Raw genomic sequence first — 23,791 nt, 5'->3', positions numbered from 1 at the left:
GTTTGGGAGTTAAAAAGAACTCGGGTTCATAAACCAAAAAACCATAAGTCCATAAAATTATTTTTGACTAATCGATAGATCCCTCCATTAGTCTTTTTAAATAAAAATTGTTCATTAATACTGCAAGCTTTATATCGGTACTCAAGCAGATAATTGATGCTTTCATATAGACATAAAATCTTTAAGTAAATATAGCACAGAGCAAGGTAATTTAGAACATTTTAAAATAAACAAGCAGAGAAAAAATAATCAATTTCTCATCTTTTTTATAATAAAAAAGTAACCAATCTAAAAAACACCTTTGACTATGATCATTTTATTTTATGGAAATTAAAAAAATATTAAAATTAAAAATGATCAAAAAATTACCATTTAATAACAATAACTTAATTAACAAAAAATTTCAAAAAACACTCAAAACTTGCAGAAAATTTCATAATATTTTTTTAGTTTGATTTAATTTAAAACAAAAAATGAAATATAAAAATTTCTTTAATATTAAATAACCATGTTAAACATATACTTATTCAAAAACTTATAATAATTAGCTATTAATAACATTCCGACAAATGGTTAATTTATGAATAATTATTTGATTTTTTTATTAAAATAAAAAAAACATTTTTAAAAAAAATATATAAAACATCAGGACCAAGCTTAATTTTTAGACATAAAAAAGGTCCCTTGAGGGACCTTTTTCAACTAAACCAAGCTTAGTTCTGAGCAATCTCTTTCTTACGATAAAAGATAAAATAACTGAGATAACATAAGACGATAAAAATTAAACAACAAACGAAACCAGCTTGCATTGATGGATCAAATACCATACTCACACAGGTAACAATACAAAATAGACCACCTACAATTGGAGTAAGCGGAAAAAGTGGCGCAGCGAAACGTAAATCTTTTGCTGTTTTGCCTGCCTTATACCATTGTCTACGGAAGTTAAATTGTGAAACGCAAATTGCGATCCACACCACTACCATTGTAAAAGCAGCAACACCTAGTAAATTTTTGAAAATTGTTTCTGGCGCAAACTGTTCTGAAAGTAACCCGGGAATAGCACCAAACATGGTGACAATAATGGCAACAATAGGTGTTCCTGATGGTGTGAGTTTAGCAAAAATTTTAGGTAATTGATTTTTTGCTGAAAGCGACCACATCATACGTGAAGCAGCAAACAAACCAGAGTTAGCAGCAGAAAGTAGAGCCGTAATAATGACAAAACGGATAATATCTTCTGCATACGGAATACCAATGTAGTTAAATACCGTCACAAATGGACTACTGCTCACATCATTTGCATTAAGACCTGCAAGATGGAATGGTAGCAAAGAGCAAATAACAACAATTGTTCCTACAAAAAATATAAGCAAACGCCAAATTGCTGCATTAATTGCTTTAGGAACAGTCTTCGCTGGCTCCTCTGCTTCACCTGCAGCCACACCAATAAGCTCAGTACCAGAGAAGGCAAAATTTACTATGAGCATGGTTGTAAAAATTGGAAATAACCCGTGTGGGAACCAACCTTGAGCCGTTAAATTACTAAACAATGGCGCTGTTTCATGCCCGTGATAAGGAATAAAACCAAAAATCGCGAGCAATCCCAAAGTAATAAAGACAATAATTGTTATAACTTTAATAAGAGCAAGCCAAAACTCAGATTCAGCAAATAGGCGTGTTGAACTAATATTAAGAAAAAAGACGAGACCACCAAAAAATAAAGTCCACGCCCAAACTGAAGTGCTTGGGAACCATTCCTTAACCAACAAAGCTGCGGCAGTGAATTCAGTTCCTAAAGTAGCAGTCCAAGTTAGCCAATATAACCAGGTGATCATATAACCTGTGCCCGGACCAATATAGCGTCGTGCGTATTCACCGAAAGAGCCCGACTCAGGCACATGAACCGCTAGCTCACCAAGACAGAGCATAACGGTGTAGGCAATCAAACCGCCCAAGAAATAAGAGATAATTGCGCCAATTGGGCCTGCTTGAGAAATTACGTCGCCAGACCCTAAAAAAAGACCTGTACCTATGGCACCGCCAAGGGAGATCATCACCAAATGTCGAGTACTCATTGCTCGTTTCAAAGGTGCAGAACTTCCATGTTGCGATGCATCATTATTCCGATAATTTAATGATTGCATATAAAAAACTGTAACGACAATTTAGTAAAAAATCATTTTAGGAGAAAAAAATAAATATGCAATTATCTTTGAATAGTGAAGCTATTTTAAGCAACCATTATCATTAAAAATAAAATAGATATAAAAAACAACACATTAACAAATATAAAAGCAAAGATTGTATTTTAATTAACCCCATACTATTTATTTAATTTATGTGCTAACAAAAACCATTAATTTTTAAATATAATAATTTTTCACTTAATTTATCATGACTATTTTTAGTTCTATCTTTATTTAAAAATTAGTCTCACTATTTATTTAAATAATGATTTTTAATTTTACATACAAATAAATTAATAAAAAAATATTTTTTGAGCAAAAAATAAAGCCCAAATTTGATGATTTGGGCTTTATTTAATCAGTAAATTAAATTAAAAATGGGTCAGTACAAATTGTTGCGATGGTTGAACTGAACCTTCAATGTAGTCACAAACGCCTTGTTCATCACAATCTAAATTGAATTGCTTATAGCTCAATGCAAAAAAATCAGAATATTGTTTAATGACAAATGGACTCATATCCGAGCTTAATGCATCACCTTGTTTAAATAATTTAATAATTTTTCGGTCATTCATACCTAACAAATAAATTTCATTATTTAATTCAATGTGTGCAACTCCGGTCTGCTCTGCCACAATCGGAATCAGATACGATGTATTTGCGAGCAACACATCTACAGCATAGCTTTCAAGTTTTAAATTAATTAAATTGAATACTAAGACTGTACCAGAGTGAGTCTGCAAGCCTTTGTTAGAGCTTACAACTTGCTGGCTGTACTGAATTTTAATTCCAAGTTTTTGGAAGTCTTGTTCAGTCGCCTGCTTTGTTTTTACAAGACTACGTGTAATGGCTTGCTTGAGCGGGTTATCTAAATAACGCTCATCTAATTGAAAATCATTTTGACGTAAAATTTTCAATAACATACTGTCATGATAAGTCAGCACATTGGCAAGTACATTACGATAATAGAACTTACTTTGTTTTTTAATTTTACGAACGTGTTGATAGAAATATGTTTCATCAAATTCATGTTCAATAAAATCATGTAAAAGACTTGAACTCGCCAATACAGATAGAGCTTCATGTCCTGTAAAAGGCAAATGAACCGTATGTAAACTTGGCAATATTTCTTTTATTTTTAAGTAATGTTCACGATCGACGGCAAAGTAAGGGTCATAAACAATAATATATTCACGACTTGCATCTATATCTTGCAGCTGAATTTGCATGTCTTTATTTGCGACAGCATCAAAGAATTCAGCATAACGTCGGTCTTCAACTTGTTCAGGGTCAATTGAATATTGAGGTACAAATGCAACGATTCGATTCATGTTTAAAAGATTCGAATACTTGATTGCTGCATAGCCGCCCATTGAGCCGCCATAACCTACAATATTTTTAAAACGCTGAATAATAGGCAAAATGACTTTGGCCATTTCAACCATACTGGCTTTTGGGAACCAGGATTTTTGTTTTGGCATAATCCCAATAACATTGTATTGGTACTTTATTAGAGACTTTTCAGCATTGATAGATAAGCCACTCGCTCGGGTAATCAAATCGCCAAAAGAGAGAACTAATGTATTAGAATCGCCTTGTAAAAAAATGGCTCTAATGTGTTCGTCTTCAAAAATAATTTGCTTATCCATGCTCACACCGAAAGAAAATTTACTCCCACATATATCGTCAAAAATGAAACAAAATAGGTGTTTTGCCAATTTATGATTGCGGAGTATCTTATTTTATAGATGCCAGTCAGATTAAAAAGCGCAAAATATGACACAATCCTTACATCCTGCCGCTCAAAAAGGCTTCAGCTCCGCTGCGGAGCTTTATCAGCAAGTTAGACCGAATTATCCAGCAGAAATAGTCAGTTGGCTGCAAGAACGCCTCCAAATACATGAAAATTCTACTGTTATTGATCTTGGCTCAGGCACTGGCAAATTCTTACCCTACTTAAAACAAACCCATGCAGATATTCTTGCAGTAGAGCCAATTGGCGAGATGTTACAACAGCTTCAGCAAGCCTACACTGATATTAAAACTTTACAGGCGTTTAGCCATGCTATTCCGCTAAACGATCAACAAATTGATACAGTCATTTGCGCTCAATCTTTCCATTGGTTTGACAACATGGAAACACTGACTGAAATCCATCGAATATTAAAACCGCAAGGACATTTGGGACTCGTATGGAACCAGCGTGATGAACGTACGAACTGGGTAAAAGCCTTAGCAGATTTTTTGCTACCCCTTGAAGGTGATACACCGCGTTACCATAGTGAAAACTGGAAAAAGGTTTTTGAAAATCAAAATTTATTTAGTTTTGAAAGCTTAGAAACTTTTTCGCAATCACAGCATGGTACTGTCGAACAAGTGGTGAGTAAAAGATTACTCTCTACAAGTTTTATTGCAGCAATGACCGAAAAAGATCAATTACAGCTCAAAGCTCAGTTTGAGAAAATTGTTTATGATTTTACAGGGCTAGGCCCACAAGATCAGATTGATTTTCCATATGTCACATATGCATATCACTTTCAGAAAAGTACGTCGTCAAATCATAGAGAATAGGTTCGGTTGAAAGCTATGTTTAAAAAAACGCCTCATATCATCTTAATGTCTTTGCTCAGCTCTAGCCTATTATTGACTGCTTGTAAAAAAGCAGATGAACCAGCAAAGACCGAACAACATCAGACAAATTCATCTACCGATCAGGTGATGGAAAAGCTCAATGAAAGACCTGTTAAAAAGTTCGCAGCCACTGCTGACGATGCACATGACATTGCATTATTAGAGGACTATGACCGTCGCTTTACTGAAATGAGTGATGAAATGGAAACTGAGCTAGAAAAAATGCATGCAGCAGGTACACTTACCACAGAGTTTGAACAGAAACGTACACTTGATAATGTTCGTTCAGCATTAACTATGTTAAAAGACCTCGACTTAAAAACTGAACAAGGTCGTTATATTCAAGGCTTGCTTTATCAATATTGGGAAAACCAAGAAAAACACATTAATGATAAACAAGCCAATAAAGATGAACAGGTCAATCAACTAGCTGACTACTTACAAGCACAGAACCAGTTGAAATATTGGAAAGCTTCACAACAGCATTAATTTTATTGCATGCTATAAAAAGCCTTCTGATTAAGAAGGCTTTTTAATTTATATATTTTGTTTTTCAACCCAGTGAATTGCTTGAACACGGAATAACTCACACGCACCATCACCTGTATCAGTTGAGGTTAAAGATGATCGCCAAACTAAATTTTTGTCTTTAATTTCAACCAACTCACCTTTGAGGTATACCAAGTCACCGCGTTTAACTTGTTTAATTTGTTGAGCAATCTCAGGGCTTGCAGGAATGATGTGCATATTAGACACCATTTGCATGGCTTGCTCAGCAGGTACTGGAAGCTTACTCATTTTCCAGTTCAAATAGCGGTCATACTGTTTAACTGAAATAGTACGAGCAATATCTGGTTGAGCAAACAGTCCCCAACTTACCGCATAATCAATCGGTGAAATTTTAGCTTGTTCATCATTTTTATAAATTTTTGAACCTAAAATTCTAAAATTGCCTTGAAATGGTTGTAACACAGAAATTGACTGATCTTTTTCAATCGGTAACAGACCATTTGCAATATTGTATTCACCAGAAGTAGAGGCCGTCGAAGCAAAAGCTGAGCTAATACATAAAGAGGCCAATAAGCCTATCATTACATGTTGTTTTTTCATCGCTTTATACCTCAAATATTGCTAGATCAAATGCAGTAGATCTCTAATTTATGGTAGCGCTAAGCGATGAAAAAAATATCGGAATTTAGTAACAATACAGATCAATTTCGTCTATTTTTGTGCCTAATTAAATAGGTTGTTAATCTTCAAAATCAATTCGTAACGTTTCAAAACGAACCTTTCCTTCCTTTATTGCTTGAGCAATTGCCTGCTGCCCTTTGGTTAAACGTGCTCCCCCACTTTTTATATCAAGTAAAATAATCTGGATATCCTCGGCAGTCCCGTCCCCATCTCTAAAATCGGTATAACCATCAAAAATAACGTAATCAACTGGATCACCCAAGAACTTGGCATCACTCGGCAAGTATTGAAACTCAGGCAAAATCGGCGCGAATTGTTCTGCCATTTTACCTTTTAATACGGCGCGGCTTGTATTCACACTTCTCTTTTGTGCTTGTGCTAATGCCTGTTGATGCTCAAGCTCTAACTCCGCAATATATTGCTCGTATTCGGCCTTAATTCGACCATTACGAGTATTTGATAAAATGAGTGTAGTAATAATAATACCAATACCAGCACCTATAAGCATGGCCAGCCATACGGACATAAATTTTCCTTAACAAATACATATCATCGCGTTAGATGAGCAATCATATCTAAAATTACGGAGTAGCTTAAACTTTTGTCAAAGGTGGTCATCTACTTCGCATAAAAAGATGCTAAGGTATAAAACATAAACACTTGTGCTGCTGAAAATAATTGGATTTATGAAAACGATACTTATTGCAAATCAAAAGGGCGGATGCGGAAAAACCATGACAGCCATTACGTTGGCAACAGCTTTGGCACAAAAAGGATATAAAGTAGCATTAGCAGATTCTGATAACCAAAAATCTTCTTTACAATGGTTGAAGCAACGTCCAGAAAATGTAGCTGCGATTCAAAGCCTAGATTGGCGTCATGAAAAATCGATTGGCGACGCGCCTAAAAATTTAGATTATTTAATTATTGATGCACCAGGCGCTCTTTCAGGCGATCACGCTGAACAATTGGTTAGCGAAGCTCATGCCATTATTACACCACTTCAGCCTTCGTTTTTTGATATCGATAGTACACGTCGTTTTCTCAAGCATTTGCAAGACATTAAACGTATACGCAAAGGTAAGGTACAAATTTTACTGCTTGCAAATCGAGTTAAACCCAACAGCGCCAGTTCAAAAGATATTCAGCAATTTTTTGAAAAAATCGAACATGAACCGATTGCATGGATTGCAGAGCGTAGTGCTTATGGCAGTTTAGCAATGCAAGGTTTGAGTGTGTTTGATAAAACACAAAAAAACTTTATTGCAATTCAAAGCCAGTGGCAGCCGCTTTTAAATAAACTGATTGAAGATAAATCTGAGTGGTTCTAAAAATAAGTTTTTATTTTTGTTGAGCGGGGATGTGTACATTAGCATTTCTGCCTAAAATTTGCCTCAGGTCATTTTTCAGTTAATATGGCCTCATCCTATTTAAAAAATTAGAGAATTTTTGTTCGTGCATCAATACGCTCCTACTTTACAGCGCGTTTTATTGTTTGGGTTGTTTTTTATCCTGATGTTTTTAGGATTTAACATCCTGAAGTACTTTATTGTACCTGTAGTTTGGGCTGCGATTATTGCCTACATGACTTGGCCTATTTATTTAAGAATCCAGCGTTTTTTTGGTGAAAACTGCCATAATTTGAATGCCACATTGATGATTAGCTTAGTCATTTTAATTGTTGGCGTTCCACTCACATGCGCTATTTTTATTTTGCAGCACGAAGGCCGTAATCTTTATTTCGACTTGCAACGCCAAGTTTTTTCGGGCCATTTAAGCGTACCTGACTTCATTAAAAACTTACCTTTTGTCGGTAAAGAAATAAGCCGAACACTAAACGACATAAATACCGACCCCAATAGTACAATTCAAAGTATTGCAGCTTGGGTTCAAAGCCATTTAAGTTATGGTCGCGTATTACTCAATGAAATTAGTAAAAATATCGTCAAACTTGGTTTCGCAATTTTAACGCTTTTCTTCTTTTATCGTGATGGTCACACCATTTTAACTCAAGTAAGTAAAGCCTTAGAAATGGTGATCGGACCACGTATTCATCATTATCTAGATACAATTTCAGAAACAACTCGTGCTGTTGTCTACGGTGTGGGTTTAACTGCGATTGCTCAAGCTGTACTTGCTGGATTAAGTTATTTCGTAGCGGGTGTACCAAATCCAATGGTACTCACGATTGCAACATTCTTATTAGCACTTATTCCTTTTGGCACTCCTGTTTCCTATTTAGGTGTTGGCCTATGGTTGTTCTCTCAAGGGCAAACTATGGAAGCCATTGGCGTAGTTTTATGGGGTGTTCTTATTGTAAGTAGTTCGGACAATGTGATTCGCCCTCTTGTGATCTCTGGTGCAACCCAAATTCCGTTTTTACTCATTATGTTTGGTGTATTAGGTGGTATTGCGAGTTTTGGTTTAGTTGGTTTATTTATTGGGCCAGTTATTTTAGCCGTTCTATTAGCGATTTGGCGCGAATGGCTCCATGAAACCATTGATCCTGAACCAATGCCAAAAACCACTATGATTTATGATTCGGATGATGATTTACCACCATCTCAAAATTAAGCCAATGATTTAAAAATGTTTCAGGATACAAAGTGACTATTGAAATTAACTTGTAGGCTTAACGAGCCTTTGCTTGAATAAAAAAATCAGCTTTATATCTATAAGGACATCCAATAATGCCATTATTAAATAAAATGAGTGCAGTATGCGCACTGACAGCCTTATTAACAGTCGGTTGTAGCACGGTCAGCAAAACTGTTTCAGATACGACTCATGCATTAACCACAATGCACACCAAAAAAGTAGTCGATGTGAATGAAGTAACAGCCAATGGGATTGGTAAAAAAATCGGGACGATTAGCTTTCAAGACAGTGATAAAGGCCTGATTATTACCCCTGCTTTAGCAGATTTACCAAGCGGTACTCGCGGTTTCCATATTCATGAAAATGCATCGTGCGACCCGGCTGTTAAAGATGGAAAACCAGGTGCCGCTTTAGCTGCGGGTAGCCACTATAACCCTAATCAAGCGCCACATCATGGTACGCCAACTACAGGACACTTGGGTGACTTACCGGCATTGGTTGTTGATAATAATGGTGTAGCTACCACCGCTGTTATTGCACCACGTTTAAAACTTGCTGATATTCAAGGCCGTGCCATCATGATCCATGCTGGCGGAGATAACTATTCAGATTCTCCTCTACCATTAGGTGGCGGCGGAGCACGAATTGCCTGTGGCGTAATCCAATAACTTATTATTTTTATATTGTGGGTATCTAAAAAGATATCCACAATTTTGCTATTTTATTAAGCAGTTTAGTTCACTTAATTATTATAAAATCTTAAAAAATTAACTGACTTTTTTAGATAAAGCGCATAATATTTTTCAAGTAATAAAAAATTTAAATATCCCTAGTCACGCCCCCTATCATTTAGAAAAAAACCGTGAATTATTTGACTCAAATATTTAATCGTTTTAAAGCGAATTCAATTTTAATTTACTGTCTGCAAATTTTAATTGTACTTACAGGCACAACTTTAGGTTTACTGTGGTTCGGCCATAACGAGCTCATCGTTCCTGTAACATTAGGTGCGATTGCCGCTGCACTTACCGATTTTGACGATCGCTTAAGTCTCCGTTTACGTAATCTGCTCTATGTTTGCATACTCTTTTTTACTGTCAGCACTATTCTTGGTTTTTTAGCACCTTATAAACTTTTATTTATTTTATATCTTTCAATTTCAAGTGCTGGTTTCATTTTATTGGGAGCCTTAGGCCAGCGCTATGCCACCATTTCTTTTGGTACGATTTTACTCTCGATTTACAGCATGTTTGGTTTAGGAGAATATGCTCACTGGTACCAACAGCCTACTTATTTTGTCTATGGCGCACTGTGGTACGGCCTAACATCTATTTTATTTTTTCTTTTAAAACCAACTCTTCCTTTACAAGATAAGCTTTCGCAAATTTTTGAAGAAATATCTGCCTTACTTCAAGCTAAAGCACGCTTGTTCGATCCCGATAATAAAGAAAATGTTGAACAGCTTTTATTTGAATTATCACTACAAAATACGCAAGTCGCGCAAAGTCTTAACCAAATACGTAGTTCCCTGCTTACTCGCCTTAAAGCATCACGAGTGAGTAATAAAAGTATTTACTGGTTAAACCTGTACTTTTTTGCTCGCGATATACATGAGCAGGCCACCTCTAACTATCTACACTATGAACATATTCAACAAAATTTTAGCCGTAGTGATCTCATTTTCCGTTTTCAGAAAAATCTCCGTTTACAAGCTCAAGCTTGCCATGATTTAGCCCAATGTATTTTGCAAAACCAGCAATATCAGTCTTCTAAAGAAGGACAAATTGTTTTAAACCATTTGGAAGGTTCTTTAAAAGACTGGATACAACAGCATCCACAAAATTTTGAAGTTAAAAACTTAAAGCTGATTTTTAATAATTTAAAAGGCATGCATGAACAGTTTGAACAACTTCAATATGCTCAGCCGTTTAATGAAACGCTCAATCAAAACAAGCAAGATCATCTCAATTTACTTGATGATGATATTCAAGATTTTTCTGACCTTGTTTTAAAAATTCGCCAGCAACTCACTCCACAATCGGCTCTGTTTAGACATGCAATACGAATTGCCGTTGTGTTTGCAGCAGGTTACGGCATTTCACTGCTACCTTTTGCCCAGCACGGTTACTGGATTTTGCTCACCAGTTTATTTGTTTGCCAGATTACTTACTTTGCAACGAAAAGCCGTTTAAAACTCAGAACAATTGGAACCTTACTTGGCGTTTTGTTGGGTATTCCTATTTTGTATTTTGTACCAAGTATTGAAGGTCAGCTCATTCTTACCATTATTTGTGGAGTTAGCTTTTTCTACTTACGCCAGAAGAAATACGCCTTGGCAACGCTGATGGCAACCTTAATGGTATTGCTCATTTTCAACTTAAAAGGCGCAGGTTTCAGTATTATTTTACCTCGCCTAATCGACACCTTATTAGGCTGCTTTATTGCATGGCTTGCTGTTAACTTTATATGGCCAGACTGGAACTTCCGTAATATTCCAAACAATATTAAAAAAAGTAGCCAAGCCACATTGGATTATTTCAATGTAATTGTTGAGCAATACCAGCATGGTAAAAATCAGGACATTGAATATCGTAGAATTCGCCGTGCTGCACATAACGCACAAATTGAGCTGTCGAATATGATTTCGAGCTTAAGTGCTGAGCCCAATCCCAAACCAGAGCTGATTCATTACGCCTTTCGTTATCTAGTTTATAGTCATAGCCAATTGAGTTATGTCGCAGCATTAGGCAGCCAAAGACAAAAAATTGAGGATCAACAGGTATTACAGCTTTTACTGGATTGCCAGCAAATTCTTAACCAAAGCTTATTTGAACAAGCTTCTGTTGATATTAATTTTCTTGAGCAGACTTTAAAGCAAATTCAAAGTCTAACAACTCATGAGCATTTTTCAGAAAGCTACACTCTTGTCTTAAAACAAATGAGCTTACTATTAGAAACCTTGCCTGAACTCTTAACCTTGAAAGGTAAACTTTTAGAGCAAGAGATTAAGTAATATAAAAAAATACCGGAATATAAATTCCGGTATTTTTTAATGTAAGTCTTGGGCAACTCTTTCCTGCATTTCCCGTTTTAAAGCTAAACGTGGCTGAGTAAACCACAGCGCAATAAATGCAAAAGCAGATAAGATAAAAGCCCATAAATGAAATTGAGTATAGAGATAACGCACCAACTCAATCATTGCAAAAAAGCTCGTCATCAATAGCATTGAAACAGCGGCAGCCACAGTTCCTTTTGATACTTCAGATGACATCAGTGCAAAACGGTACAACACTGAAAAGCTAATTCCTTCACCAAAGCAAATGAGTGTCATACCCGTAAGCAAACAAGGAATTAAATAGTTTTGCCAGACAACGCCTAATATTAAAATGAGTGTCCCAGTGAGCATAATTGGTAAACCAATTAGGACTGTTTTACCTAAAGCCAAACGGTCAATAATTTTAATTAAAACGATGTTACCAACAATTAAGCCTAAAAATACTGGAAATTGAGCTAATCCATATTGCACACTGGTTAGCTTGAGTTCATCAACCAAAATAATGGGTGATAACGCAATCCAAAGCATAAGCGGCATACCTACAAGCGGTAGCGCGAGTGTTAAACCAAGGAATTGCCGATTGCTAAACACTTTTTTAAAGTCATCAAAAAGATAGCTAAAAGGTTGTTTAGTTACACTCACCTTCTGACTAGGCATTTGTTTCTTTAAGCCAAACCAACTTAGCAGTGCAAGTAAAGCAATTGCCACAAAGCCCCAGTGCCAAGACACATAATCAATTAAAAATGCGCCAAGTACAGGTCCGAGCAAGGGTGCAAGCAATGAGATATTTGCCATGAGTGCCATGACTTTAATAGCATCACGCTCGGCAAAATTTTCTTGAATCGCTGCATAGCCCACTGCTGAAATTACACTTAGACCAATACCTTGTAAAAAACGTAATGTCAGAAAGTGTTCAATTTGTCTTGTTAATAAAATTAAAAAACAGCACAAGGCAAAAAATAAAACACCAGTTAAAAGAACTTTCTTACGACCTAATCGATCTGATAAAGGCCCAAGTAACCATGCAACAGATGCACCACCTAATAAGTAAAATGACATTGAAGATGGTGCCCAAGTTGCACTTACACCAAAATCTTCAGTAATTGCCAACATGGCTGGCTGAATCAGGTCATTACCAATATAAACCGCAAATTCAAATAGCACTAAAGCTAAAGGAAACATCAACGTTGTACGGTTCAACGCTGTCGTTTGAATATTATTCATGAGTTGTACACTTCAAAATAGCGGCCAAAATGTCTCAGCAACTACATATTGAAATAAATAATGTAGTCATCACGATGACAGTATGGTCAGTCAATCTTTAATTAAGTTTTTATATGCCGTGAGAGTGCATGTTTAGAATGTGAAACACCGTATTCACAAGGTGTCTAAGACAAGAAAAAATGTATGACGTGAGATTCGGTAATTTTTACCATTTGGCTTAATTTCCGGATGACACAATATCACTTTTTATATTGATCAGCAATCGGACAGTTTCATCCATTTAAAATTCTATATTTTGCTTAGCATCAACTCATTTTTATATTGTGAATAACCTTAAAGTTATCCACATACCTGATAGAAATTCTACTTTAAGGACAAGGATTGACTTGGAAGTCTGTTGTCTCCTGCCCTTTTTTACATTGATAACTTTGTTTTTTATTTACGATTTTCCAAATGGTCTGATCACGTTTTAATAAATATTCGGTACGTGTTTTTGATATAGCATCTTCACTAGGCACAGTTTGTAAAATAGTTACTTGTGCATTAGAAGCATCATCCAAAGCATTCATTTGTTGTGAAATACTTAAATTACTCGCATTATTTAAAAGGTTTGGTTGATCAATCAAAACTGCTTGTATCGGACTATTGGCTTGGGGTGTAGGCGGGTTTGTATTCGGTGCACATGCGCTCAGAATCAACAAATTACACACTATGAGTAAACCAATTTTTTTCATACTCAACTCCACCACAACTTCACGTTGATGCTAAAGGCTATAAACAAATTTTTCCATTCAACTTTGTAAAGTGTTTATGTTTAGAGTGAAAATTTTAATAATTTTTTAATGCATAATTCATGATTTTTAATCAATAATCTTTTTCCGATTACTGCATTTTTCTCTAAGAGTAAGTTCACTAAAGTATGCATCAATTTAGGAATTTAATTAGAGTAACTTTCATGAGCAATATTTTAGTGATTAATGGAGCCAAACAATTTGCCCATTCAAATGGTGAATTAAATGACACACTCACGGCTTTGGCAACAGACCATCTCACTGATCTAGGCCATGAAGTTCAAGTAACCCGTGCAGATAGCGACTACAATACAGAGGCTGAAGTAGAAAAATTCTTATGGGCAGATGTTGTGATTTACCAGATGCCAGGCTGGTGGATGGGTGCACCGTGGACGGTAAAAAAATATATTGATGATGTATTTACGACAGGTCACGGCTCACTATATGCAAATGACGGTCGTAGCCGCTCTGATGCTTCAAAAAAATATGGTTCAGGTGGCTTAATTCATGACAAGAAATATATGCTATCACTCACTTGGAATGCACCTATGGAAGCATTTGATGATGCTGATCAGTTCTTCCACGGTGTGGGCGTAGATGGTGTTTATTTACCGTTTCATAAAGCCAATCAATTTTTAGGTATGAGCACACTTCCAACTTTCATTGTAAACGACGTAATTAAAATGCCTGACGTTGATCGTTACGTTGAAGAATATAAAGCACACTTAAACACTGTATTTGCAGCAGCTTAATCAGGAGAAAACCATGCTTACCATTATTGCGGAAATTCGTACTCAATCAGGTGGACAGCATCGCCAAAACATATTGGATGCTTTTCAAAAAATCATTCCAACTGTTTTAGCAGAAGATGGTTGCCATGGTTATGAACCTTTAATTGATCACAAGTCAAATGCAAGTTTCCAGACTCAAGAGCCTGACACGATTGTCATGCTAGAAAAATGGGAAAGTGTGGCTCATCTTGAAGCTCATTTGGCTACACCTCATATGCAAGCGCATCACGCAGCCGTTAAAGATGATGTAGTTGATGTCAAAATTAGAATTTTAGAAAGCGGCGTATAATTTAACCCATAAAAAAAGACGATATATTTATCGTCTTTTTTATTTTTAAGAACAAAGTTGGGTTTGGAACCCTCTAGAAACTTTCCCTCGCGCACATTGGTAGCTTGTTTGCTTATTTTGCAATTGCCACTTTTCATCGACCAATTTAAATGAATATTCTGTTCGAATTGCTGAAACAGAATCATCCATTAAACCTGTTTGAATGACCGTAATACGAGAAACCGTTGGAGACTCTACTCGGTTAAATACTTGCTGAATTGAGGTATTGTTATGCTCTTTTACAATCTCAGGTTGGGCTTTAAGTACTTGTTGCATCGGAGTTTCCGAACCCACAAAAGGAATCAATTTACTGGTCGTCGCACACCCAGTGAAAAGTCCAACACAAAGTGCTGAAATTAAAAATAAACGTTGCATTCTTACCACCAAAAACAAAAGCCATAGCTTTATGATGCTATGGCTTTGTCGGTTACTCTGTAGAAACTATGTAGTTCTAAGAATGCCTACTTTCTTACAGATCAAATAATTTACCTGGGTTCATCAGACCATTTGGATCAAATACTTTTTTCAAAGCTTTCATATATTCAATTTCTTCAGGTGAACGAGAATATTCCAAATATGGCTTTTTCGTCATACCTACGCCATGCTCAGCAGAAATTGAACCATCGTATTTTTTCACGGTATCAAACACGTATTTATTCACCACCTGACATTTTGCAAAGAACTCATCTTTGGTTAAATTTTCAGGTTTTAAAATATTTAAGTGCAAGTTACCGTCACCAATATGACCGAACCAGCAAATTTCAAAGTCAGGATAGTTCTCTTGAACAATCGCATCAATCTCACGAATAAATGCAGGTACATGAGTAATTAATACTGAAATATCATTTTTGTATGGGATAAACGGCGCGATTGATTCAGAAATATCTTCGCGTAAACGCCATAAGCTTTCTACTTGGTCAAGGCTCTGGCTCATTACACCATCAAGCACCCAACCCTGCTCCATACAATGCTCGAAAATTTCCATTGCTTTATCAAGAATCGGCTCATATGGTGCTTCAAACTCAAGCAATACATAGAACGGGCATTGAGTTTCAAATGGACGTTGTACATGCCCGTGGTCTAAAACTTTTTGCATTGCAAGTTCACCAAAGAACTCAAATGCTGTTAAGTCGATATCTTTTTGGAACGCATGTAATACAGGCATTACTGCATCAAAATCAGGAACACCTAACACTAAAACTTGTAAGTTTTGTGGTTGACGCTCAAGTTTAATTTCTGCTTCGGTCACTAAACCTAAAGTACCTTCACCACCAATAAACAAATGCTGTAATGCATAACCAGTGGCATTTTTAACCATGCCTTTGTTTAAACGTAAAATATCGCCTTTACCCGTAACTACCGTTAAACCAAGTACCCAGTTACGTGTCATGCCGTATTTAATGACTTTAATACCACCAGCGTTAGTACCAATATTACCGCCAATCTGGCTAGAACCTGCTGATGCAAAGTCCACTGGGTAATACATGCCTTGTTCTTCTGCATAGTTTTGCAATTGTTCAGTCACAACACCAGCTTGCACTCGAACCATACGATCTGCTGGGAAGAATTCAAGAATCTGGTTCATTTTGTCCATGCTAATGACAATTTCACCATTGGTTGCTACTGCACCGGCAGAGAGACCAGTACGACCGCCAGATGGGGTAATCGCAACATTAAACTGGTTCGCCAGCTTTACAACAGCTTGAACTTGTTCAGTGGTCGATGGAAAAACGATGACCGATGGGTTCGGATTAAAATGCTTGGTATGATCTTTACCCCAGTTTTCGAGACTATCAGCATCGGTTTTAATACGGTTTTCACCGACGATTGCTGTTAATTGGGTAAGTAACTCAGGTGTTAAAGCGACTGGAGCATTCATCGTTTGCAGACCTAGCAAGAAGTAAACTATGGTGGGACTATGACTTCATATTTTCAGGGTTCTCACCTGAGCAAAGCCATAATGTTCAAGGAACTCCTATATTCTACATGTAACCACACAAGCGATAAAGTTCAGAATAGAGATACTGTCACTACAAAACATGTTTAACGCGAATAAATGCTTTTTTATAAAGCTTTTAGAGAAAAACAACTTTAAATAATATTCCAAGCATATTTTAAAATGTTCGACAAGCCATAAACGGAAGTGATTAGACATAGATAAAATTGCCATAAGGCAATGGTATAAACGAAATATCTATAGCGCTGCCCAGTATGTTATTATACCGCCACCAAATTTGGCCTTTGTAGCGGAGCCGTAATGAGCCAACATCTTTCACTACCTAAAGATAAAATCCGTTTCCTTTTGTTAGAAGGCGTTCACCAAAACGCAGTCGACACTTTAAACGCTGCGGGTTACACCAATATTGACTATCGTAAAACTGCTCTTGAAGGCGAAGCGCTTAAAGAAGCAATTAAAGATGCTCACTTTATTGGTATTCGTTCGCGTACCCAATTGACTGAAGAAGTTTTTGAAGCTGCAAATAAATTGATCGCAGTAGGTTGTTTCTGTATTGGAACAAACCAAGTTGATCTTAAAGCAGCAATGGCACGTGGTATTCCTGTATTCAACGCACCGTATTCAAATACGCGTTCGGTTGCAGAGCTTGTACTTGCTGAAACGATTCTTCTTCTTCGCCGTGTTCCTGAAAAATCGGCGGCTTGTCATCGTGGTGGTTGGGACAAGTCTGCTGTTGGTTCTTTTGAAACTCGCGGCAAAACTTTAGGTATTGTGGGTTACGGTTCCATTGGTTCTCAACTTTCAGTTCTTGCTGAAAGCATGGGTATGCACGTGATTTATTATGATGCAGTCACTAAGTTACCAATGGGTAATGCTCGCCAAGTTGGTTCTTTAGATGAGCTTTTAGCAACTGCTGACGTTGTAACACTGCATGTACCAGATGTTCCGTCTACACGTAACTTCTTCACTAAAGAACAATTTGCGAAAATGAAAGAAGGCGCGATCTTCTTAAATGCTGCACGTGGTACATGTGTAGTGATTGAAGATTTAGCTGATGCGATCAAATCTGGCCATATTGCTGGTGCAGCAGTTGACGTGTTCCCTAAAGAACCAAAAGCAAATGGTGAAGAATTCCAATCTCCACTTCGCGGCTTAGACAACGTGATTTTAACGCCTCACGTTGGTGGTTCAACGATGGAAGCGCAAGCAAACATCGGTTTAGAAGTTGCTGAGAAATTTGTTGCTTACTCTGATAAAGGTATGACACTTTCTGCAGTAAACTTCCCAGAAATCGCGTTACCATTAACTGCTGGTCAACACCGTTTACTACACATCCACAAAAACGTACCGGGTGTATTGTCTAAAATCAACAACTTGTTTGCTGAACAAGGCATCAACATTTCTGGTCAATCACTTATGACTAAAGGTGACATCGGTTACCTTGTTATGGATGTTGACGCTTCTGCTTCTCACGAAGCTTTAGATATGTTGCATGAAGTTGAAGGTACAATCCGCGTGCGCGTATTGTTCTAATACGAACTGTAAATGCAAAAGCCACAGCAATGTCTGTGGCTTTTTTATGGGTATTTACATTATCATGTGAAAAGTATACCAATCGATCTAATAATAAAATGTCAATTTCAAGCCAGAAAACTCAGCTATACGCTTTGGGCTTTCTTATTCTTGCCATGTTAAGCGTTCAAAGTAGTGCATCCTTGGCTAAAGTCCTATTTCAAAACTTTCCCGTGCTTACTGTTTCCGCAATGCGATTATGTATTGGAGCATGTATTCTGGCTTTCATTTTTAAGATCTGGCGAATTAATTTTAGTCAGGTTCGATGGAAAGCAATTTTAAGCTATGGCTGTGCCCTTGCTGGTATGAATGCACTTTTTTATCTGTCTATTGAACGACTACCAATTGGTATTGCGGTTGCTTTTGAATTTATTGGCCCATTAAGCGTGGCTTTATATCATGCACGACAAAAATACGATTTTGTTTGGGTAAGTTTTGCGATTGTTGGGCTTATTTTATTATTCCCTTTTAATCAAGCACATGGTCTAGACTGGATTGGGGTTTTGTTTGCAATGGGTGCAGGTGCTTGTTGGGCACTCTATATTATTGCAGGACAAAAACCTTCTGGTATTTCAGGTAATCATACTGTGTGTTTAGGAATGTCTGTGGGTGCATGCATCTTATTACCCATTACCTTTTTTTCAAGCTCGATTGGTCAAGTGATAGAACTGCCTTATCTATTTTATTTTATTGGCTTAGCAATCTTAGCCAGTGCACTTCCCTTTTCCTTAGAAATGCTTGCATTACGCAATTTGACACCATTAAGTTTCGGAACACTGATGAGCTTAGAACCCGCAGTCGCAGCATTGTCTGGTTTCATCTTCTTAGGTGAGTATTTGTTATGGAATCAATGGCTAGCTCTCGCAACCATTATTATCGCTTCTGTCGGCTGCACCATAACCACCCAAAAAGCCCGTCAGGAACGCGAAAAAATCGCAGTTTAGTTGGGTTAAGAACTGCCAGCTAAAATGCAATGTTGGCTATAATTGATCGCTATTAATTTTAAGTATCAAATGAAGCACTAAGGTATTTCCATGCAAAATCTTCCATTTATTGCTGTGCTATATATGATTTTGTCGATGGTTTCATATCAAATCAGCGCTTCATTTGCCAAGCAACTTATTGCAGCTTTAGACCCTCTGACCGTTACTATTTTAAGATTAAGTTTTGCGACTATTATTGTTGCAATCATGTTCCGTTCGTGGAAAATCTGGTCTCGTTTACCCTATCTAAAATGGCGTGATTTATTAATGTATTGCGCATCTTTAGGGCTAATGAATATTTTATTTTATACGTCTTTAGGAAAACTACCTCAGGGGATCGCAGTAGGCTTAGAATTTATTGGACCATTAGGTCTTGCTCTACTTTCGATTAAGCGAAAGAGTGACTACATTTGGGTAGCATTTGCTATGTTAGGCATTGCGCTCATGGTGCCATGGCAAGACTCAACACAGCATCATTTTTCATATATAGGTGCTGCTTGTGCACTGGGTGCAGGTCTATGTTGGGCCTTCTATATTTATTTTGGTCAAAAGGTCGTGACCCAAAATATAGGAATGCATGCCTTAACAATTGCGATCGCTATATCTGCGCTCGCCTTATTACCAATTGGTGTTTGGTATAATGGCCCAGCATTACTTGAAACACAGTACTGGGGAAAAGCCTTACTTATTGCGGTTTTAGCGACTGCTATTCCATATGCACTCGACTTAATGGCTCTCAAACAACTTAATAAATTAACTTACGGTACCCTAACAAGTTTGGCACCAGCATTAGCAGCATTAACGGGCTTCTTATTACTTCATGAAGAAATCAGTATGCTGCAATGGGTGGCTTTAGCTTGCGTAATGCTCGCTTCAATTGGGGTTACTCTAAGAAGTACTAAAACAGCATCATAGATATAATGCTACTACTGTTTTTTATACTTCTTATATTCCTTTAAATATTGATTACCAAGTTTTTCTTTTTCACTATCTTTAAGAATTTTTCCAGCTTGCTGAAAAAATTTATGTTCTTCTTCTTTTAAATGATGATGAACTTTTTCACTCAACTGTTTCGCAGTTGCCAACCAGCTAGGACTACTCATATCCGTTTTTTCAAGTTGCTCAACTAACTCATCCATTTCATGATGTTCAGATAAAGCATGTCGGGTAATATCTAAACCGACATCATCAAACATTAAAGGAATATATAAGTAACGGTCTTCGGCAACCGAATGGGCATAAAGTTCATTTTTTAATGCATCAAATAATTCTTTTCGTTCTTCGGTTAAACCATGTGTTTGGACTAATTTTTCAGAAAGGTTGCGTTGATTTTCATGGCTTTCTCTTAATGCTTCGAAAATATTCATTCTCTTCCTCATTTTTAGCTAAAAAATCTTTTTTATTTCAATGCTTATCATACGTTGAAATTTATATGGTTTCCGTAGCTTAAAATGAGACTATTTTTTACACAGTTTTCTTTCTAGTAAATTTCTGTAATGATTTTTATATTTCTAATTTCAAATGATACATAAAAGTATGAACTGCTGTTTTAAAATCAGTTCATACTTTTCATACTATTTTAGCCAGTCACAAACATCTGATAACCCAAACGGCAAATTAAGATACTGACCAAAACTAAAAAGATAATACGCACAAAACCGCTACCGTATTTGAGTGCAGTCCGCACTCCAACAATAGAACCTAATACGTTGGCTGCCGCCATCATTAAACCAATATGCAAAATAGCGTGACCCGTAGGAATAAAAAAACTCAACGCTGCAAGATTGGTCATGAAATTACCAATTTTCGATAATGCCGAGGCATGCAAAAAATCGACTTGTAAAAAACGGATAAAGAAAAAGATAAAGAAACTACCGGTACCTGGTCCAAAAATACCGTCATAAAAACCGATTGCCAAACTACCAATACCCGCTAGAACAAGCATTTTCGTAGTGATTTTCTGCTCGGTATGAACTTGTCCAAAGTTCTTTTTAAGTAAAGTATAAATCGCAATTACAATCAGCATTACAAACACAAATGGACGTAAAACCGATTGGGGAATAAGTGATAAACAGGCTGCTCCAGCAAATGAGCTAATGAGAGCACAAACAGCAATCACGGCAAGAAGCTTCCATTGCAGTTTTACTCGTTTTGCAAATGTATAAGCCGCCGATGCAGTACCAAAAATCGATGAAACTTTATTAGTACCAATCACCGTTGCAGTCTGCATGGTTGGGAAAGTGCTCATAATACCGGGAATCTGGATGAGTCCGCCGCCACCCACAGCAGCATCAATCGCTCCCGCAGTAAACGCAAAAAAGATCAAACTAAGGATAACATCCCATTCCATGCCCATGCTTTATACTCTACATCTACTACAAATTTAAGATACGCTTAGGTACCAACCGCTTTTTATCAGTAATTTCGGCTAACCCTAAACAGCGCTCACCCGAAAAAACCAAAACTTCTGCTTCCGCAGAATGATCAATATTGCTTTCTAAACCGTTGCAAAAATATTTTTCACGTCCCTCAGGAACTTGAATTTTCAAGAAATGGTCAACTGGTGCATAAACTGGTAATAACAATGCTTCTCTTTGCTCTTCGTTTAAGCTTTCCAAATATTCAATGGTATAACTTGGGATCAACTCAAAATGTCCTGTTTGAGTCCGATTCAGCATTGTTAAATGCCCGCCACAGCCAAGTGCTTCACCAATATCCTCACCGAGTACACGGATGTATGTACCTTTAGAACAGGTTACATCGAGAGTGATACTATTTTCGGTAAACTCGACTAACTCTAGCGCATAAATCGTAACTGGACGCGCTTCACGTTCAATTTCAATACCTTTTCGGGCAAGTTCATATAAAGGTCTACCTTCTTTTTTCAAGGCAGAATACATTGGAGGAACTTGTTGAATATCACCTCTAAATTTTTCTAGAGTTTGCTCAATAAGCTCTTCTGTAAGAACAGGAACAGGACGCTCTTGTAAAATATCGCCCTCAACATCACCGGTTGTTGTTGTTTGCCCCAAACGAACAGTGGTTTGGTATCGCTTTGTAGAATCCAGTAAATAATGTGAAAATTTAGTTGCCTCCCCTAAACAAACGGGAAGTAAACCTGTTGCTAATGGATCTAACGCACCAGTATGCCCTGCTTTTTGGGCACGGTATAACCAACGTACTTTTTGCAAAGCGGCGTTTGAACTTAGGCCTAATGGTTTGTTTAAAAGAAATACACCACTGATATGGCGACGAGAAATTTTTTGATTTTTTGTCGTCATTTTTACTGGGACACAAAGCTAGAGAAAAGTGCCGACATGTTAGCAAATTCGGCAAGATATTTTCAGAATATTTAGGTGCGTTTTCACTTATTTTATGGCACATTATTAATCGAGCAAAAAAACAACAAATTAAAACTTAAGGAAGATATCTTTATGCAAAGGATGCAGAAAAAGATATTGTGGTGTGTGCTTGGATTTTTTATTTTGAGCCTCATTGCATGTGTATATTGGCTGAGCCCAGACTCAAAAAGCGCCTCACCTCAGCGTAATCAAGAGGAGGCAAAAAGCTTAGCAGCCACTTCTCAAACCACTTTAAATTCATCATTAAATCAAAATATTTATTCAAGCAAAAGTCAGCAAGATACTCAAGTGAATTGCCAGCTAAAAGTTGATAGCAACCAACATTTAGTTGTGAATAGTCAGACACGCGACTGCTTTGAATATTTTATTACGCAGTATGGCGAAGGGAATTTACAACAAGTTAAAACTCATTTTGAGAAATTTATACAAGATCAGTATTTAGAACCAGCTCGCTCACAAATCATTGATTTATGGAATCGTTATTTAAAATACCGTGAAGAACTTGCACACATTCAAACACCCCAATCTAAACAACAAGATCAAAGTTATTTTCAAAAAATTTTTAATTCAATTCAAGATATCAGAAAGCGCTTCTTTTCAGCGTCCGAAATTGAAGGCCTATTTTCAACAGAAGACGTTTATCAGAACTACACATTAGATCGTATGAAAATTCTGGAAGACTCATCTTTAAGTGAAATTGAAAAGGCTCAAAAGCTCAAAGAACGATTTGAACAACTACCAGTAGATTGGCAACAAAATCTGCAAGAGCTATCAAAACTTGATGATTTACATACGCTGACCAAACAAATTAAAGCCCGTAATGGCTCAGCAGAGGAACTGCGACAAATGCGTACAGCACTTGTTGGAGCTGAGGCAACACAAAGATTAGAAACTTTAGATACACAGCGTAATGCTTGGCAACAGCGAGTTACAGGCTACCTAAATCAACGTGATGAAGTGCTTAATAGTAGTATGAGTGATAGCGCAAAAAATCAAGCGATTCAACAACTACGCCAACAGCAATTTAGCTCATCACAGGAACAACTTCGTCTTCAAACTTTTGAAAAAGTCCATGACAAAGGAGGTGAATTACCATTTAGCTACTAGGCTTTTCTATTC

Annotated in this window: 23 protein-coding genes; 12 read left to right on the top strand and 11 right to left on the bottom strand. The window is 36.9% G+C overall.

Annotated features, from left to right (window positions below; all coding sequences use genetic code 11):
* Positions 1-713 precede the first annotated feature (713 nt).
* Entirely contained in the window at positions 714-2,147 is a 1,434-nt protein-coding gene (locus F985_RS21905; RefSeq protein ID WP_004705280.1) for an amino acid permease, read from the bottom strand.
* Positions 2,148-2,560: 413 nt separating this feature from the next.
* Complete coding sequence (locus F985_RS21900) at positions 2,561-3,838, bottom strand: hypothetical protein (RefSeq protein ID WP_004705278.1); 1,278 nt, start codon at positions 3,836-3,838, stop codon at positions 2,561-2,563.
* Between the two features lie 127 nt (positions 3,839-3,965).
* On the opposite strand from F985_RS21900, the gene F985_RS21895 reads away from it, so the two are divergent.
* Positions 3,966-4,760 carry a class I SAM-dependent methyltransferase gene (locus F985_RS21895; RefSeq protein ID WP_004705276.1) on the top strand — a complete coding sequence of 265 codons (795 nt, stop codon included), beginning with the start codon at positions 3,966-3,968 and terminating at the stop codon, positions 4,758-4,760.
* Between the two features lie 15 nt (positions 4,761-4,775).
* Entirely contained in the window at positions 4,776-5,309 is a 534-nt protein-coding gene (locus tag F985_RS21890; RefSeq protein WP_004705274.1) for a hypothetical protein, read from the top strand.
* Between the two features lie 48 nt (positions 5,310-5,357).
* Here F985_RS21890 and F985_RS21885 read toward each other — a convergent pair whose 3' ends face one another.
* Positions 5,358-5,930, bottom strand: coding sequence for a hypothetical protein (locus F985_RS21885; protein ID WP_004705272.1), 573 nt, complete (start codon positions 5,928-5,930; stop codon positions 5,358-5,360).
* Between the two features lie 139 nt (positions 5,931-6,069).
* Entirely contained in the window at positions 6,070-6,537 is a 468-nt protein-coding gene (locus F985_RS21880) for a Holliday junction resolvase-like protein (RefSeq protein ID WP_002048811.1), read from the bottom strand.
* Positions 6,538-6,697: 160 nt separating this feature from the next.
* Between F985_RS21880 and F985_RS21875 the strand changes: the two genes are divergently transcribed.
* From F985_RS21875 to yccS, 4 genes are all read left to right on the top strand, one after another.
* A complete protein-coding gene (locus tag F985_RS21875; protein WP_025469241.1) occupies positions 6,698-7,342 on the top strand; it encodes a ParA family protein in 645 nt (214 codons plus the stop codon).
* A gap of 124 nt (positions 7,343-7,466) precedes the next feature.
* On the top strand, positions 7,467-8,585 hold the full coding sequence (locus F985_RS21870; RefSeq protein WP_004705269.1) for an AI-2E family transporter: 1,119 nt from the start codon (positions 7,467-7,469) through the stop codon (positions 8,583-8,585).
* Positions 8,586-8,701: 116 nt separating this feature from the next.
* Positions 8,702-9,277 carry a superoxide dismutase family protein gene (gene sodC, locus F985_RS21865; protein WP_004705268.1) on the top strand — a complete coding sequence of 192 codons (576 nt, stop codon included), beginning with the start codon at positions 8,702-8,704 and terminating at the stop codon, positions 9,275-9,277.
* Positions 9,278-9,471: 194 nt separating this feature from the next.
* Entirely contained in the window at positions 9,472-11,622 is a 2,151-nt protein-coding gene (gene yccS, locus F985_RS21860; RefSeq protein ID WP_004705267.1) for a YccS family putative transporter, read from the top strand.
* A gap of 36 nt (positions 11,623-11,658) precedes the next feature.
* Here the strand turns inward: yccS and craA are convergent, their stop codons facing one another.
* The gene (craA, locus tag F985_RS21855; RefSeq protein ID WP_004705266.1) at positions 11,659-12,888 is read right to left on the bottom strand and encodes a chloramphenicol efflux MFS transporter CraA; all 1,230 of its coding nucleotides are present in this window, start codon (positions 12,886-12,888) and stop codon (positions 11,659-11,661) included.
* A 368-nt stretch (positions 12,889-13,256) separates the two neighbouring features.
* Positions 13,257-13,622 (bottom strand): hypothetical protein, encoded by a 366-nt coding sequence (locus F985_RS21850; protein WP_004705265.1) that lies wholly within the window; start codon positions 13,620-13,622, stop codon positions 13,257-13,259.
* Positions 13,623-13,843: 221 nt separating this feature from the next.
* On the opposite strand from F985_RS21850, the gene F985_RS21845 reads away from it, so the two are divergent.
* Both F985_RS21845 and F985_RS21840 read left to right on the top strand, forming a co-directional pair.
* Positions 13,844-14,431, top strand: coding sequence for an NAD(P)H-dependent oxidoreductase (locus F985_RS21845; RefSeq protein ID WP_004705264.1), 588 nt, complete (start codon positions 13,844-13,846; stop codon positions 14,429-14,431).
* Positions 14,432-14,444: 13 nt separating this feature from the next.
* The gene (locus F985_RS21840; protein WP_004705262.1) at positions 14,445-14,759 is read left to right on the top strand and encodes a putative quinol monooxygenase; all 315 of its coding nucleotides are present in this window, start codon (positions 14,445-14,447) and stop codon (positions 14,757-14,759) included.
* A gap of 45 nt (positions 14,760-14,804) precedes the next feature.
* On the opposite strand, the gene F985_RS21835 is transcribed toward F985_RS21840, so the two are convergent.
* Both F985_RS21835 and F985_RS21830 read right to left on the bottom strand, forming a co-directional pair.
* Positions 14,805-15,173 (bottom strand): hypothetical protein, encoded by a 369-nt coding sequence (locus F985_RS21835; protein WP_004705260.1) that lies wholly within the window; start codon positions 15,171-15,173, stop codon positions 14,805-14,807.
* A 94-nt stretch (positions 15,174-15,267) separates the two neighbouring features.
* Entirely contained in the window at positions 15,268-16,677 is a 1,410-nt protein-coding gene (locus F985_RS21830) for an FAD-binding oxidoreductase (RefSeq protein WP_002116692.1), read from the bottom strand.
* A 378-nt stretch (positions 16,678-17,055) separates the two neighbouring features.
* On the opposite strand from F985_RS21830, the gene serA reads away from it, so the two are divergent.
* The 3 genes from serA (at position 17,056) to F985_RS21815 (ending at position 20,225) form a co-directional block, all read left to right on the top strand.
* Positions 17,056-18,288, top strand: a complete 1,233-nt coding sequence (gene serA / locus F985_RS21825; RefSeq protein ID WP_004705258.1) for a phosphoglycerate dehydrogenase — start codon at positions 17,056-17,058, stop codon at positions 18,286-18,288.
* A 98-nt stretch (positions 18,289-18,386) separates the two neighbouring features.
* Complete coding sequence (locus tag F985_RS21820; protein WP_025469240.1) at positions 18,387-19,271, top strand: EamA family transporter; 885 nt, start codon at positions 18,387-18,389, stop codon at positions 19,269-19,271.
* Positions 19,272-19,361: 90 nt separating this feature from the next.
* Positions 19,362-20,225 carry an EamA family transporter gene (locus tag F985_RS21815; RefSeq protein WP_004705254.1) on the top strand — a complete coding sequence of 288 codons (864 nt, stop codon included), beginning with the start codon at positions 19,362-19,364 and terminating at the stop codon, positions 20,223-20,225.
* Between the two features lie 11 nt (positions 20,226-20,236).
* Here F985_RS21815 and F985_RS21810 read toward each other — a convergent pair whose 3' ends face one another.
* From F985_RS21810 to truB, 3 genes are all read right to left on the bottom strand, one after another.
* Positions 20,237-20,677 carry a hemerythrin domain-containing protein gene (locus F985_RS21810; protein ID WP_004705252.1) on the bottom strand — a complete coding sequence of 147 codons (441 nt, stop codon included), beginning with the start codon at positions 20,675-20,677 and terminating at the stop codon, positions 20,237-20,239.
* A 212-nt stretch (positions 20,678-20,889) separates the two neighbouring features.
* Positions 20,890-21,666: a sulfite exporter TauE/SafE family protein gene (locus F985_RS21805; protein WP_004705250.1), complete on the bottom strand. Its 777-nt coding sequence runs from the start codon at positions 21,664-21,666 to the stop codon at positions 20,890-20,892.
* 19 nt (positions 21,667-21,685) lie between these two features.
* Positions 21,686-22,591, bottom strand: coding sequence for a tRNA pseudouridine(55) synthase TruB (gene truB, locus F985_RS21800; RefSeq protein ID WP_004705248.1), 906 nt, complete (start codon positions 22,589-22,591; stop codon positions 21,686-21,688).
* A gap of 153 nt (positions 22,592-22,744) precedes the next feature.
* Here truB and F985_RS21795 point away from each other — a divergent pair, with 153 nt between their 5' ends.
* Positions 22,745-23,779 carry a lipase secretion chaperone gene (locus tag F985_RS21795; RefSeq protein WP_004705246.1) on the top strand — a complete coding sequence of 345 codons (1,035 nt, stop codon included), beginning with the start codon at positions 22,745-22,747 and terminating at the stop codon, positions 23,777-23,779.
* Positions 23,780-23,791: the final 12 nt, after the last annotated feature.

The sequence above is a fragment of the Acinetobacter seifertii genome, assembly GCF_000368065.1.
GTDB lineage: Bacteria > Pseudomonadota > Gammaproteobacteria > Pseudomonadales > Moraxellaceae > Acinetobacter > Acinetobacter seifertii.
This window is presented reverse-complemented; position numbering and strand designations above follow the sequence as displayed.

Bases quoted from the DNA above. Each gene is read 5' to 3' on its own strand.
- F985_RS21840 (WP_004705262.1), top strand. From the start codon at position 14,445: ATGCTTACCATTATTGCGGAAATTCGTACTCAATCAGGTGGACAGCAT.
- sodC (WP_004705268.1), top strand. From the start codon at position 8,702: ATGCCATTATTAAATAAAATGAGTGCAGTATGCGCACTGACAGCCTTA.
- F985_RS21875 (WP_025469241.1), top strand. From the start codon at position 6,698: ATGAAAACGATACTTATTGCAAATCAAAAGGGCGGATGCGGAAAAACC.
- F985_RS21890 (WP_004705274.1), top strand. From the start codon at position 4,776: ATGTTTAAAAAAACGCCTCATATCATCTTAATGTCTTTGCTCAGCTCT.
- truB (WP_004705248.1), bottom strand. From the start codon at position 22,591: ATGACGACAAAAAATCAAAAAATTTCTCGTCGCCATATCAGTGGTGTA.
- serA (WP_004705258.1), top strand. From the start codon at position 17,056: ATGAGCCAACATCTTTCACTACCTAAAGATAAAATCCGTTTCCTTTTG.
- F985_RS21905 (WP_004705280.1), bottom strand. From the start codon at position 2,147: ATGCAATCATTAAATTATCGGAATAATGATGCATCGCAACATGGAAGT.
- F985_RS21835 (WP_004705260.1), bottom strand. From the start codon at position 15,173: ATGCAACGTTTATTTTTAATTTCAGCACTTTGTGTTGGACTTTTCACT.
- F985_RS21880 (WP_002048811.1), bottom strand. From the start codon at position 6,537: ATGTCCGTATGGCTGGCCATGCTTATAGGTGCTGGTATTGGTATTATT.
- F985_RS21805 (WP_004705250.1), bottom strand. From the start codon at position 21,666: ATGGGCATGGAATGGGATGTTATCCTTAGTTTGATCTTTTTTGCGTTT.
- F985_RS21820 (WP_025469240.1), top strand. From the start codon at position 18,387: ATGTCAATTTCAAGCCAGAAAACTCAGCTATACGCTTTGGGCTTTCTT.
- F985_RS21885 (WP_004705272.1), bottom strand. From the start codon at position 5,930: ATGAAAAAACAACATGTAATGATAGGCTTATTGGCCTCTTTATGTATT.
- F985_RS21900 (WP_004705278.1), bottom strand. From the start codon at position 3,838: ATGGATAAGCAAATTATTTTTGAAGACGAACACATTAGAGCCATTTTT.
- F985_RS21815 (WP_004705254.1), top strand. From the start codon at position 19,362: ATGCAAAATCTTCCATTTATTGCTGTGCTATATATGATTTTGTCGATG.
- F985_RS21895 (WP_004705276.1), top strand. From the start codon at position 3,966: ATGACACAATCCTTACATCCTGCCGCTCAAAAAGGCTTCAGCTCCGCT.
- craA (WP_004705266.1), bottom strand. From the start codon at position 12,888: ATGAATAATATTCAAACGACAGCGTTGAACCGTACAACGTTGATGTTT.
- F985_RS21810 (WP_004705252.1), bottom strand. From the start codon at position 20,677: ATGAATATTTTCGAAGCATTAAGAGAAAGCCATGAAAATCAACGCAAC.
- F985_RS21795 (WP_004705246.1), top strand. From the start codon at position 22,745: ATGCAAAGGATGCAGAAAAAGATATTGTGGTGTGTGCTTGGATTTTTT.
- F985_RS21830 (WP_002116692.1), bottom strand. From the start codon at position 16,677: ATGAATGCTCCAGTCGCTTTAACACCTGAGTTACTTACCCAATTAACA.
- F985_RS21850 (WP_004705265.1), bottom strand. From the start codon at position 13,622: ATGAAAAAAATTGGTTTACTCATAGTGTGTAATTTGTTGATTCTGAGC.
- F985_RS21845 (WP_004705264.1), top strand. From the start codon at position 13,844: ATGAGCAATATTTTAGTGATTAATGGAGCCAAACAATTTGCCCATTCA.